Source organism: Parapedobacter composti, from assembly GCF_900112315.1.
In the GTDB taxonomy this organism is placed as follows: Bacteria; Bacteroidota; Bacteroidia; order Sphingobacteriales; family Sphingobacteriaceae; genus Parapedobacter; species Parapedobacter composti.
This window is the reverse complement of record NZ_FOLL01000005.1, coordinates 215,420-228,103: the sequence shown is the minus strand read 5'-3', so window position 1 is coordinate 228,103 and position 12,684 is coordinate 215,420. Positions and strand designations below refer to the sequence as shown.

Below are 12,684 nucleotides of genomic sequence, written 5' to 3'. Positions count from 1 at the left end.
CATGGCCATCAACCACAAGAACCTGAAAGACCTATATCCACAGAACTATAAGAAAATAGTGCAGCAATCAAACATGTAGTTCATAGGGCGGATACGTTATTAAGATTATACAATGCGGCAAAACGAGCCGCGAACGGTCATGCGTGCGCTAGTCTGGATTATGGTAAGAGTATAACATGATAGCATTATAACACAATAACATTATAACACTGTAACACTATAACATTGTATCACTATAACATTATAACATCCTAACATACTAACATTGTAACATGAAAAATCAGCTGTGTATTCCATGGTGCAAACTGATTGGGGTGTTCAATAATTTACAGAAAAGAAGCATGTTAGAGGTGTTTTTGAGCAAAAAATGGTTATTTTGTAACCTAATTCCGAGACTTAATCGATGAAGTTTGTTGTTATATCCGATACCCATGGGCAGCATCGTTCGTTAAAGTTGCCTAAAGGAGATGTTATCATCCATGCAGGCGATATCAGTAAGAGCGGCCATCCGGTGGAGATTGAGGATTTTCTTGACTGGTTCAGCAAGCTAAAATTCAAGTATAAGATTTTCATTGCCGGTAATCATGATTTTTTCTTAGAACATGCGCATCCAAGGGTTATCGAGCAAATGATCCCTAAGGGTGTGATTTACCTGAACGATTCCGGTGCAGAAATCAATGGAATCAAATTTTGGGGATCGCCCATTACACCTTGGTTCCACAACTGGGCGTTCAATCGGGAAAGGGGAGAGGAAATAAAGAAACACTGGGAGCTGATACCGGATGATACGGATGTGTTAATCACACATGGGCCACCTATGGGAATATTGGATGAAAATTCATGTTCTCAATGCGTAGGCTGTATGGATTTATTGGTTAAGGTTAACCAAGTCAAACCAAAATATCACTTTTTTGGCCATATTCATGAGGGTTACGGCCAAGATACTAAAGACGAGACAATCTATTTAAACGCTAGTGTATTGAATGACCGTTACCAACTGGCACATGAACCGATGGTTATAAACTTCAAATAAACCCTTTCCGGTTTCCCGTATTTTGTAGTACGCTTCGTTGACTATTTTTGAGTGAGGTGGTGCCGGGTTGTTTATGCTGCCATATAAGTCGGATTTAATTGTATCTCACAAAATGAGATGATAAAAGGATTTTTGTGTATCTTGTGAGGCAATTTCAATAAGCTGAACAATGAATCGAATCAAAGCCGTATTGCAGGAGAAAGGGCTAACGCAAACGTGGCTGTCTGAGATACTCCCCATTCGTTGGACAGCTTTTCGCTAAGTTAAGATATAATCACGACACATTTTTGATAACTTGATGGAACTTTTCATCTGGCGTCACCTTGCCTATTGACTTATGCCTTCTCTCGGTGTTATAGAAGTTCACATAGTCCTTTACCTGCTTGTATAAGTCAACGCCGCCATTTGGTGGATTCAAGTATATCTTCTCCCTTTTGAGCGACCCCCAGAATCTTTCGATGAATACATTGTCCAGGGCCCGTCCTTTGCCATCCATGGATATCTGGACCTCATTTTTCTTGAGTGCTTCGATGAATACCGCCGAGGTGAACTGCGAGCCTTGGTCGGTATTGAATATCCCTGGCTTACCGTGCTTGCGCATGGTATCCAGCATCACATCCCGGCACCATTCCGCACTCATGGTATTGGATACATCCCACCCCATGATCTTGCGGCTGTATACGTCAATGATGGCGAACATGTACATAAAACCACGGTACATGGGAATATAGGTTATATCCGCCTGCCAGACCTGGTTGGGCCGTTCCACCTTCAGGTTCCTAAGCAGGTATGGGAATTTATAATCCGCCTTGTTTGCCTTGCTGAGATTCTTTTTGGGGTAAATGGCCTTCAGGTTCATGATTTTATACAACCGCCTGATCCGCTTCTCCCCGACGGGGTAGCCCAGATCCTGTTTCAGGTAATCAGTCATCCGCTCCACCCCATAACAAGGATGGTCCAGGAACCGCTGTCGATGGCATTCATCAGCTGTTGGTTGAACAGGGACTCCCCCTTGGGCCTGAAATAGTAGCTGCTGCGCGGAAGCTCGATGACCCGGCATTGCTCGAAAACGCTCATCTTCCTGAAGGACGGGCAAACAAGCCTACGTTTATCATCCAGACTCATTTGCCCAATACTTTTTTTAAAAAATCAACCTGGATCTGCAATTCCCCTATCTTCGAATACAGCTCCTTTTTCTCCTGTGAATCATCCTTGGATGGGGACTGCTCCTTGCTGAATACCGACTCTGCATTATCCAGAAACTCCCGCTTCCATGTGTTGATCTGCGTGGGATGGATCTCGTATTTTGCGGCCAGTTCATGGACCGTGTGTTGCTCCCTGATCGCTTCGATGGCAACCTTTGCCTTGAAGCCGGCACTAAACTTTCTACGCTCTTTTTTCATTTTTCAAACTGCTAAGTTAAACATTTAAGCAGCTGTCCAGTTTTTGGGGAGTATTATATTAACGGCAGTGACCTCGGCAAGGCGTACACTGCTAAGGCCATTACGACCCAATTGGGCCAACAGGATATCCGCGCCAAACCCAGCGCCAACAACACCCAGCAACGAAAACAACATGAACATCGCCCACAGCAAAAGACCTACCTGCGTTCGGCACCGAAGCCAACCGATTACTTACAAAAGGCACTCAAAAAGCAGCCCACCGTCTCCGGCACCACCGACGGCAAGTCCCTACTGGAATCCCTGCTCGGTCGCACCGAGCCCGAATACGGCCCGTTCGTCCCGAAACGAAAAAAGAAGAAACGCCGCAAAGGCCCAGATGGCCGGCAAGACCACAGCCTATGATATAAGGCATAGCCCAGGACCTACGCATTCGTAATGCGTAGGTCCACAGACACTTCACGGAATATCAAACCCCGAAGTGCTCATTGATGCCAATATTATTAAACAAATAATCAATAATCTATCTCACGTCTCAAATCTAAAGAACAATGAACACCGGAGAAGACATCCAATCCCTGCGCAAAATAGCCGATCTCAGCAGGCTCATCAGCCTCACTGTCCTCGGCATCCACTGCTACCTCACCTGTTACCTCGCCTTCCGACGCTGGGGCCTCACGACGGGGATTACGGACAGTCTCTTGGCTAATCTGCTTACCACGGGCCTGTTTGACGGCAACTTCCGTCCCAAGTTAGCTGCATTGGTTTTTCTTGCCATTTCACTCCTTGGCATCAAGGGGCGTAAGGATGAGAAAGTCGATAAACGGAGCATCGCCATCCATATCTCACTTGGTCTCACAGGCTATTTCGCCAGCCCCCTCGTCCTGCATGTGCCCCTGTCCGCGGAAATGCTCGCCGCCACTTATATCGGCACCACCGCCACCGGCTACCTTGCCATCCTTGTGGGCGGCACGCGCCTCTCCCGTCTCATCAGCTTCACGTTGCAGCAGGATACATTCAACACCGATAACGAGACATTCCCACAGGAAGAGCGGCTACTGGAAAACGAATACTCCGTCAACCTGCCTGCCAAATACCGTCTCAAGGAGAAAATACGCGACAGCTGGATCAACTTCATCAACCCCTTCCGCGGTCTGCTCGTCATCGGCACGCCCGGCGCTGGGAAATCCTATTTCGTCATCCGCCACATCATCGACCAGCACATCCGCAAGGGATTCACCCTATTCGTCTACGACTTCAAATACGATGACCTCACTAGGATCGCCTATAATAAGTTGCTCAAATACCGCCAGCACTACCCAATACCCCCGAAGTTCTACGTCATCAATTTCGATGACCTCAGCCGCACCCATCGGTGTAACCCCCTCGACCCGCACAGCATGGACGATATCACCGATGCTACCGAAGCGTCACGGACAATCATGCTTGGCCTCAACAGGGAATGGATTAAGAAACAGGGCGACTTCTTTGTGGAGTCCCCCATCAACTTCCTCACGGCCATCATCTGGTATCTCCGGCGTTACAGGGACGGTAGCTATTGTACATTGCCCCATGTCATCGAACTGATGCAGGTGGATTACGATCCGCTCTTTGCCGCCCTCAGCCAGCAGGACGAGATCAAGACACTCATCAACCCCTTCATCTCCGCCTTCCAGAACAACGCCAAGGAACAATTGGAAGGGCAGATCGCCTCGGCCAAGATAGGCCTCGCCCGGCTATCCTCGCCGCAGCTTGACTACGTCCTCTCCGGTAACGACTTCACGCTGGACGTGAACAATCCGGATGATCCCAAAATTATCTGCGTGGGCAACAACCCCGAAAAACTCCAGACTTACGGCGCAGTGCTCTCCCTCTATATCTCCCGAATGATCAAGCTCGTCAATAAAAAAGGCAGGCAAAAGAGTAGCCTCATCTTCGATGAGTTTCCCACCATCTACTTTAATAACATCGACAGCCTCATCGCCACCGCCCGTTCCAACAAAGTCGCCACTACCATCGCCGTGCAGGATTTCAGCCAATTGAAAAAGGATTATGGTTCCGAACAGGCCGACGTCATTGCGGGCATTGTCGGCAATGTCATCGCTGGACAGGTCACAGGTGATACGGCCAAGGCGCTTTCCGAAACCTTTGGCAAGATTATGCAGGAGCGCAATAGTAGCACGCTCAGCAGCAGCGACACGACATTCACCAAGTCCGCGCAGCTCGACTACGCCATCCCCGCCTCCAAAATCGCCACGCTATCTTCCGGCAGCTTCGTCGGCATGGTCGCCGATAATCCCGAGGAAAAGATTCAACTGAAGGTCTTCCACGCCGAAGTCCAGAATGACCACGCCGCCATCGCCGCGGAGGGGGCCGCTTACAAGGACATCCCGAAGATTGCGACGGTCACCACCGAGGACATCCGGGAAAATTACCTGAAAATAAAGCGTGAAGTCAGGGAGCTGATGCTGGATGAACTGGAACGGATTGAAAGGGAGCAATTACCGGAGCAGTTGGATAAGAAGGAGCAACAATCGACGCCCGAACAATCTTGTCAACAAGAGAAAAATGCCGATGACCAAACTGGTCCAGCGTTTTCCCTGTGAGCATCAAGCGATCCCATAAACCAATATTATAAACCCATTACGTACGTCTCGCGCTAAATGCTGATGAAAGAGAGGTCGCCATCGCACGCTCGAAATGGCATAAGAAATAAGCGGGGTAGGGGGATTAGAAAACGAAAGGTTTCCAAACGGGGAGAATGGAAACCTTTACTAACCAATTATAAACCTAAATTATGATGATGCAAAGATAGTGTATTTTTTACACTAAGAAAATTATTTATGGAATTTTTTTGGCTTACCGTAGACGTCACCTAACGGCACGGTGAAAAACATCCCGCAGTTCTTTATTCCGCGCTTTCCGGAGTTTGCACTCCTCCCGGCGCTGCTTTTTAAGGGCATCCATGCGTTTTAACCATAGCGCGCGCTGCGTCATGGCCCCATACCTGTAGCGGTTATCGTCCCTTGCGGCTGCCTTGTGATCGGCCTCTTTTTGGCTCGTGTCAAAAAAAGGGACATGCCTACCATCCGGGGTCACCAGCACATTCCCGCTGATCACCGAATGGGTGCCGTTCGGATTGACAATCACATCGCCCGTGCGCACGGAATGGGTGCCATCGGAATTCACAACGATATTTCCCATGGCGACGGAATGCGTCCCATCCGGGTTGACGATTACCTGCGCCTGTGCACTGGCACCACATGCCAATAGTGTAATCAGGGCCGCGAAAAATTTGTTCATGGACATGTGCCGTATCCTCCTTTCTGTGTGAAGATAGACAACTTTGAGGGAAATTGGTGTAATCCTTCATCCTATCTAGCATCAATTTTACAAAGGGCAGGAATTTATGCTCCTTTGCCTTTGGTAAAAACGCCCGATGGAAAAAGCAACAACACCCGATGAAATCCCTCGATTGTTCACCGAGGCTTGGAATGCTAGGCGCACCGATTGGCTTGCCACATTGTTCGAGGGTGATGCGGATTTCGTCAACGTGGTGGGCATTTGGTGGAACTGCCGCACTTCGTGGAAAAGATCGGCGTGGAGCTGCAGGGGCGCACAGGGGTTCGGTGTCGCTGGCCGTGGGCATGGCGCACATCTTCAACAACATCCCGTTCATGGACGAGATGATGGCCTACTGGTACAACTTCGCCATTATGTTCGAGGCGGTGTTCATCCTCACGGCGATCGACGCGGGTACGCGGGGGAGGGGGCGTTTTTTCCTACAGGAGATGCTGGGCGGCGTCATCCCCCGATTCAGCGACAAGGACTGGATGCCCGGGGTAATCATCGCCAGCCTGCTGTTCACGGCCAGCTGGGGCTACCTGGTCTACACGGGCAACGTAAGCAGCATCTGGCCTTTGTTCGGCATCAGCAACCAGCTGCTGGCAGCATGCGGATTGATCGTGTGCACCACGATGCTGATCCGGCTGAACCGCGGCAGGTATGCGCTGTGTTCGGCCATCCCGGGCGTGTTCATGGCGGTGATCACGTTCTGGGCCTGCTACCTGCAGGTGAAGGATATTTACCTCCCCCATGGTCAGTACCTGCTGGCCGGTCTGGCGATGCTGGCCATGGTGCTGATGCTCATCGTGTTCATCGGCGCCTTCCGCAAGTGGTACCGGTTGCTGGGCATGCCTGCCGACAAGACCGACAGCTATGGCGAGACGGTCAAGGAGGTGGTGGGGTGAGACAAAAAAGAAAATTGGAATTGCAAAGAGTCAGAGCGTTTTTCGGATAATCAGGTCGAATTTATTCCAAATCTTGGATAGTTTCCCGGATTTGACCATTTCGGCAGCAAGTGCTCCCATTTCTTGGAAATCCGTGGACAATACGGTTAGTCCGTCGAGAATGATTTCATTGATAGGGGATTCATTGTAGGAAACGATACCGATATCATCCCCTATTTTCAGGCCTTTAGATTTGGCGATTCTAATGATTTCGATTAATTCAATGTCCAGTTGGCTGTTCAGGACAATGTAAACCCCACCTTTCAGCACTTTTTCAGGATTGATGGTTTTATAAATACGATGATCGATTCCGTGTTCGAGGCAGAATCTTGCAATCCCCTTTTCCGTGAATGCCCCATAAAGGCTCCCAGCCGTTGAGATGGTGTTCACCGTGGTATATTTTTCAAAAAGCTCTCTGCCCTGTGACAATCCCCGCTGTACATCCTGTTCGTAATCCTGGTAGACCATACCGTAGTTGCCAGGAAACGATTCGACTTTCCGATCCAGGATGACGAGTTTGCGGTTAGGTATTTTTCCGAGCGCGGTGATAGCCCTCCGCTGGATGTCGTCATCTATCGGGAAATGCGGTGTGATGAGGTAATAATCAAAATTGTCCAAGTTCTCATGAACCAGTGTTTCGAAAAGATCTATATCCTGGTCGTGAAGACGGATGGTCGTCTGAATATTTTCTCCAGTGTTTTCCTTGAATGAACGTGCTAATACCAATTTGTAGGTGCTGAGTTTGTCGAATATCATCAGCACGTTGAGGGCGCCTTTGTTTTCTTTCACATAGAATCCCTTGCCCTGTGCGGATTCGATAACGCCTTTTTCCCGTAAGATGGCATAAGCCTTTTTGACGGTTTCCTTAGAGACGGAAAGCGATTCGCTAAGCACATTCATTGAAGGCAATATGTCGCCGTGTTTGTACCGTCCTGTCTCGATCAGGTGCTGTATTGATGTCGTCAATTGTTTGTAAAAAGGTATTTGAGAGGATAGATCCACCGTTATTTCTTCTTTTTTAAAGAATGGTCTATTGCGCATATCAAAATTTAACTAATTGTTTTACAGTTACTTGTTTGTTTTTTCAAAAATAATAAAGCCTTTTTTTGGAAAAGTGAAATAAATAATAAGATATTTGCACCACACCACACCACACCACACTTATCTTGCCTCTTAGCTTTGATGTAGTGTGGTTCGGGACAAATATAAACCAATAGATTATGAAAAGAACATCCTTCGGACAGTTTTTGGATTACCAATCTCCATGGTTGGGGATCATGGTCTTCATGATTGTAATGTTGTTAGCTCCACTTCAGTGGGCCAAAGCGCAGGAGAATGCCGTATCCGGGAAAGTGACCGGTGTTTCCGGCGAACCGATACCGGGGGTTACGGTAAGGGTAAAAGGCGACAGTCAAGCAACCACCACCGATAGGAACGGTGATTACGTACTGGGCAAATTGGATCGTGAAGTTATGCTCACTTTTTCGCTGATCGGTATGAAAACCCAGGAAATCGCACCTGCGGGAAGACATCGGTTAGACGTGGTCATGGAGGTAGAAGCCGGACAACTGGATGAGGTAGTGGTGATCGGGTACGGCACTGCCCAAAGGAAAGATTTAACCGGAGCCATTGCCTCGGTGAACCTGGATAGGGTTGAAAATGTCCCAAATATAAATATTGCACAAACTATGAGGGGCACGGTTGCGGGAGTTACCGTAACGGATAACGGTCGCCCGGGTAGCAATCCGACCATACTGATCAGGGGTACCAACTCGATATCTGCAAGCAATGATCCTTTGATCGTTCTGGATGGGGTCATTTACAGGGGCGGAAGTTTAACGGATATTAATCCGGGTGATATTGAGTCCATTGATATTCTCAAGGATGCCAGTTCGACGGCGATTTACGGATCCTTGGCAGCGAATGGAGTAATTGAGATCACTACCAAAAAGGGAACAGCATTGGATCCCCAGATACTCCTTCACACTTACTATGGTTCTGCGGACTATGCGCATCTCCCCGACTATCTCAATGCTGAGGAATATCTTCGGAATCGTGCGTACGCTGAGCAGGCAGACAACGGGTCGCTCCCCTTCCAACCGATAGAGGTGGAAAACATCGCTGCAGGAAAGACTATTGATCCGTTTAAGGCCATAAGCCAGGATGCTCCCATCTGGAATTCGGAGTTAAGTGTTTCCGGAACGGCAAAAAACCTCACCTATTACCTGTCCGGATCGTTTATGGATTCCCACTCACCGGTAGCCGGTGATAATTTTAAGAGAACTTCCGGAAGGGCTAACCTGAATTTTAGTGCAACCGATTGGTTGAAAATTGGATTGCATTCTGGATATACAGCAAAGGACAATTCGGGGTTCCGGGCAAATCTTCTCCAGACAACCTACTTAAGCCCCTACGCCAGCCTTTACTATGATGATGGGGTACCACGCAAGCAACCCATGGACATAGGCCTTGGTGGAAACCCTGTTATTGACCATGCATTAAATGCCAACGAAAGAATCAATAAGACGTTTTTCCTGAACAGTTACCTGAATGTCGATCTTCCCGTTGAAGGGCTTTCCTACCGCCTGAATGTCGGCCTTACCACGCAGGATAACCATGATTTCAGCTACAAACCATCTTATAGCCGGGATGGCTTTTACAACCTGGGATCCGGGAGCAAATATTATTACTCAAGCAACAATCTTACGCTGGAAAATATCATAAACTATAATAGGACTGTAGGAAAACACGCTTTCAAAGCTACCCTGATGTACGGTATTTACGAAGCGGAGGATGAGTCTTCGGAATTGAGCAGTAAGAATATTTTTAATGACGCTTTAGGATGGAATTCCCTTGAGATCGGTGATTCCTATGCGTTGGAAACCGGGGCGGGCAAGGATCAACAGGTATCAGCCATGGGCAGGTTGGGATATATATACAATCACCGATATATTTTTGACATAAGTTTACGCAGGGACGGATATTCGGCATTTGGAGATGGAAGAAAATACGGTCTTTTCCCTGCAGTGGGTGCAAGCTGGAACGTAAGTGAGGAATCTTTTCTGTCCGATGCTGCTTTTCTGGATAATCTAAAGCTCCGTTTGTCCTGGGGAAAAAATGGAAACCGCGGTGTAAGCCGGTATTCGGCCTTAAGTAACATGACTGAAACCTATTACGTATTTGGGCCGAATACGGCTGCCGGTCAATATGTGACGTCCATGGCCAATCCGAAATTGGGTTGGGAAACCACTACGAGTACAAATCTAGCTATAGATTTCTCTGTTTTATCAAACAGGATAAGTGGCTCATTGGATGTTTATACAAGCAAGACTACTGATTTATTACTCAGCCAATCCATTCCTAACACAAATGGATTCAATCGTTTTTTACGAAATGTCGGTGAGGTGTCCAACCAAGGGATGGAAATAAGCTTGAATACAAAGCCCTTGGTTAATAAGGATTTCACTTGGTCTGTTGATTTCGCATTTACCCATAATCGGAACAAAATCCTGAAACTTACCGGAGCGGATTTTAACGAGGATGGCATTGAAGACGATGATATTGCAAGCGGATGGTTTATAGGTCATTCCCTGGGATCGAATTACGACTATGTCTTTGACGGGATTTATCAGGAAGGAGATGATTTCTCTTTGCAGCCCGACGCAAAGCCGGGATATATAAGGTTTAAAGATATTAGCGGTCCGGATGGCGTTCCCGATGGCGTTATAACCCCGGATGACAGAACGGTACTCCATTATAACAGGCCTAAGTATACGCTGGGGGTAACAAATACACTTTCATTCAGGGGATTGAGCCTGATGGCGGTACTGTTCTATCGAAATGGGGGTTACACCGCTAATACCAGTACTGTCCCGGGTATTAATTTTTATGACGTGGCAAACTATATGGATGTTCCATACTGGACACCGGAAAATCCGAGTAATGAGTATCCAGCAATTAATTACCGGAATCCATTGAATTATGGTTTTTATCAACCTAGGTCCTTTGTCCGGTTGCAGGACGTATCATTGGCCTATTCTTTTCCTTCAGGCATAACAAAGAAAATCCGATTGAAAAACGTCCAGGTCTATGCGAGTGGCAAAAATCTCATCACATGGACGGATTGGAAGGGGTGGGACCCGGAGTTCGGGGCAGGTTCCAGAGATCCGGGCGCCAACGGGCCAATAATGAAGATATACACAGCGGGACTAAGGGTTCAACTTTAAATTCGAAATAATGAAAAATATTAGCTTTTTTTTAACGATTTTTTTAGCACTAAGTGCTTTATCCTGTAAAAATGGTTATCTGGATGAAGTGCCTTTGGATCGCTTTAGCCCAGAGAATTTACTGGTAAATGAATCCGGTTTCGATGCTGTTCTGACCGCATTGTACGAATCGGTGAGGAGTGAACACCATCTTTCAGGGAATTTTGACTACATGAACTTAGGTACGGATGTAGTGAGATGGGGTAGGGCCGACAGCCGCGGGTTTGCAGATTACACACTAATCAACTCTTACGCAGAACCAAGCCGACTCTATTGGAATTGGGCCTACGAAAAGGTTTTGCCCCGGGCCAACCTGATTCTGGATAACATAGATAACATGGATATTGATATTTCCGAGGAATCCAGAAATAATATCAAGGGACAGGCTTTGTTTTTCAGAGGCTATGTCTATAATATACTGGCCAATCTTTTCGGAGGGGTACCGATCGTGGAGACCCTGTATTCCGAACCGCGCTTTGATTTTGAAAGGGAGAGCAGGGAGAATGTGCTTTTGTTTGCGATGAGTGATCTTGAGGCGGCGTCCCGGTTACTTGCTATAGATATAGCCGAAGACGGCAGGGTACCCCGAGCCGCCGCCTTCCATCTGCTAAGCGAAGTATATATTACTTTGGCAATGCTGAGCGGTGACGATTCCTATTATGATAAATCCATAGGTGCTGCAGATAAAGTGATAGGAAAAGAAGCTGGAGATTATGAAATTGCGACTCAACGTTTCGGTCCCGCCAGTTCTTCGCCGGGGGATGTCTTTTCCGACGTGTTTGCTTATGGCCAGATTAATCGCTCCGAAGGTAACAAGGAAGTGATATGGGCCTATCAAATCGAATTATACATATTAGGAAATAGTGGTAGTCAACTACCCAGGTTGTGGGCTCCCCAATATGACGTAATCAGAACGCCTAATGGAATCAAGAATAATTCAGTCGATAGTTTGCCTAGAGGTATCGGGGTTAATTCGCCAACAAATTATGCTAAATATTATATATGGGATGATCCAAATGATATCCGGAATTCGAAACACAATATCCGCAGAACTTTTTACTATAATAACCCTGCCGATCCGGAGTACTTCCAAAAGCCGATCAGAACGGCGTACGGTTCAGACGGTAACCTATACGTCACAAGGGAAGACGGTACGTTGACAACCCAAAGGCTCGACACGTTATTTGGCTATTACCCTTGGTTCAGGAAAATAGATGGACATCCATCTGCCGACCAGCCAAGTTCAGGCAATACCGCAAAGGATATGAGTCGGATGCGCGTCTCGGAAACGTATCTCTTAAGAGCCGAGGCATATTTTAGAAAGGGTGATTTGGATAAAGCGGCTGCGGACATCAATGTTGTACGGGGCAGGGCAAAAGCGTCACTGATTGGGGCATCGGATGTAACGGAAGATTACATCTTGGATGAACGGGCAAGGGAATTACTGGTGGAAGAGCCCAGAATGAGAACGCTGATTCGGATGGGGAGATTAGTGGATCGTGTTAGAAAATACAATTCTGAACCAGCCGGAACAGGAGGGAGGTCTGCGGGTAGCACAATTCAGGAGCACAACGCCTTGTGGCCTATTCCGCAGGCTGTAATAGATGCAAATTCCGGTGCGGTTCTCGAACAGAATCCCGGTTATAATTAGTGTGAATTGTCATTTTATATCGTTCAGATTAGTTGACTCTAATTTT

At 47.4% G+C, this 12,684-nt stretch carries 11 protein-coding genes; 6 read left to right on the top strand and 5 right to left on the bottom strand.

The features are described 5' to 3' along the window. Positions 1-403: 403 nt before the first annotated feature. Positions 404-1,033, top strand: a complete 630-nt coding sequence (locus BM030_RS08055) for a metallophosphatase domain-containing protein (RefSeq protein WP_090973025.1) — start codon at positions 404-406, stop codon at positions 1,031-1,033. A gap of 274 nt (positions 1,034-1,307) precedes the next feature. Here BM030_RS08055 and BM030_RS08050 read toward each other — a convergent pair whose 3' ends face one another. Genes BM030_RS08050 through BM030_RS08045 form a run of 3 tightly spaced genes read right to left on the bottom strand, consistent with a single transcriptional unit; the run spans position 1,308 to position 2,436 of the window. Beyond that, positions 1,308-1,964: an IS3 family transposase gene (locus tag BM030_RS08050; RefSeq protein ID WP_170845662.1), complete on the bottom strand. Its 657-nt coding sequence runs from the start codon at positions 1,962-1,964 to the stop codon at positions 1,308-1,310. Further along, positions 1,961-2,110: a hypothetical protein gene (locus BM030_RS19835; protein WP_170845661.1), complete on the bottom strand. Its 150-nt coding sequence runs from the start codon at positions 2,108-2,110 to the stop codon at positions 1,961-1,963. Before BM030_RS19835 ends, BM030_RS08050 begins: the two co-directional genes overlap by 4 nt. 44 nt (positions 2,111-2,154) lie before the next feature. Then, a complete protein-coding gene (locus BM030_RS08045; RefSeq protein WP_090973021.1) occupies positions 2,155-2,436 on the bottom strand; it encodes a transposase in 282 nt (93 codons plus the stop codon). A gap of 111 nt (positions 2,437-2,547) precedes the next feature. Here BM030_RS08045 and BM030_RS08040 point away from each other — a divergent pair, with 111 nt between their 5' ends. Beyond that, the gene (locus BM030_RS08040) at positions 2,548-2,838 is read left to right on the top strand and encodes a hypothetical protein (RefSeq protein WP_090973019.1); all 291 of its coding nucleotides are present in this window, start codon (positions 2,548-2,550) and stop codon (positions 2,836-2,838) included. Positions 2,839-2,984: 146 nt separating this feature from the next. Continuing rightward, the gene (gene mobC, locus BM030_RS08035) at positions 2,985-5,039 is read left to right on the top strand and encodes a conjugal transfer protein MobC (protein ID WP_090973017.1); all 2,055 of its coding nucleotides are present in this window, start codon (positions 2,985-2,987) and stop codon (positions 5,037-5,039) included. 265 nt (positions 5,040-5,304) lie between these two features. Here the strand turns inward: mobC and BM030_RS08030 are convergent, their stop codons facing one another. Beyond that, the gene (locus BM030_RS08030; protein WP_139215842.1) at positions 5,305-5,736 is read right to left on the bottom strand and encodes a hypothetical protein; all 432 of its coding nucleotides are present in this window, start codon (positions 5,734-5,736) and stop codon (positions 5,305-5,307) included. 344 nt (positions 5,737-6,080) lie between these two features. Between BM030_RS08030 and BM030_RS08025 the strand changes: the two genes are divergently transcribed. Then, complete coding sequence (locus BM030_RS08025; RefSeq protein WP_244518786.1) at positions 6,081-6,683, top strand: carbon starvation CstA family protein; 603 nt, start codon at positions 6,081-6,083, stop codon at positions 6,681-6,683. 30 nt (positions 6,684-6,713) lie between these two features. On the opposite strand, the gene BM030_RS08020 is transcribed toward BM030_RS08025, so the two are convergent. Then, the gene (locus BM030_RS08020) at positions 6,714-7,688 is read right to left on the bottom strand and encodes a GntR family transcriptional regulator (protein WP_211657553.1); all 975 of its coding nucleotides are present in this window, start codon (positions 7,686-7,688) and stop codon (positions 6,714-6,716) included. A 254-nt stretch (positions 7,689-7,942) separates the two neighbouring features. Between BM030_RS08020 and BM030_RS08015 the strand changes: the two genes are divergently transcribed. Together BM030_RS08015 and BM030_RS08010 are read left to right on the top strand one after the other, a co-directional pair. Beyond that, positions 7,943-10,948 carry a SusC/RagA family TonB-linked outer membrane protein gene (locus BM030_RS08015; protein WP_090973009.1) on the top strand — a complete coding sequence of 1,002 codons (3,006 nt, stop codon included), beginning with the start codon at positions 7,943-7,945 and terminating at the stop codon, positions 10,946-10,948. A gap of 10 nt (positions 10,949-10,958) precedes the next feature. Next, on the top strand, positions 10,959-12,638 hold the full coding sequence (locus BM030_RS08010; RefSeq protein ID WP_090973007.1) for a RagB/SusD family nutrient uptake outer membrane protein: 1,680 nt from the start codon (positions 10,959-10,961) through the stop codon (positions 12,636-12,638). The last annotated feature ends 46 nt before the right edge of the window (positions 12,639-12,684 follow it).

Coding starts and splice junctions, on each gene's coding strand:
- BM030_RS08055 (WP_090973025.1), top strand. CDS start 404: ATGAAGTTTGTTGTTATATCCGATACCCATGGGCAGCATCGTTCGTTA.
- BM030_RS08050 (WP_170845662.1), bottom strand. CDS start 1,964: ATGACTGATTACCTGAAACAGGATCTGGGCTACCCCGTCGGGGAGAAG.
- BM030_RS19835 (WP_170845661.1), bottom strand. CDS start 2,110: ATGAGCGTTTTCGAGCAATGCCGGGTCATCGAGCTTCCGCGCAGCAGC.
- BM030_RS08045 (WP_090973021.1), bottom strand. CDS start 2,436: ATGAAAAAAGAGCGTAGAAAGTTTAGTGCCGGCTTCAAGGCAAAGGTT.
- mobC (WP_090973017.1), top strand. CDS start 2,985: ATGAACACCGGAGAAGACATCCAATCCCTGCGCAAAATAGCCGATCTC.
- BM030_RS08030 (WP_139215842.1), bottom strand. CDS start 5,736: ATGAACAAATTTTTCGCGGCCCTGATTACACTATTGGCATGTGGTGCC.
- BM030_RS08025 (WP_244518786.1), top strand. CDS start 6,081: ATGGCGCACATCTTCAACAACATCCCGTTCATGGACGAGATGATGGCC.
- BM030_RS08015 (WP_090973009.1), top strand. CDS start 7,943: ATGAAAAGAACATCCTTCGGACAGTTTTTGGATTACCAATCTCCATGG.
- BM030_RS08010 (WP_090973007.1), top strand. CDS start 10,959: ATGAAAAATATTAGCTTTTTTTTAACGATTTTTTTAGCACTAAGTGCT.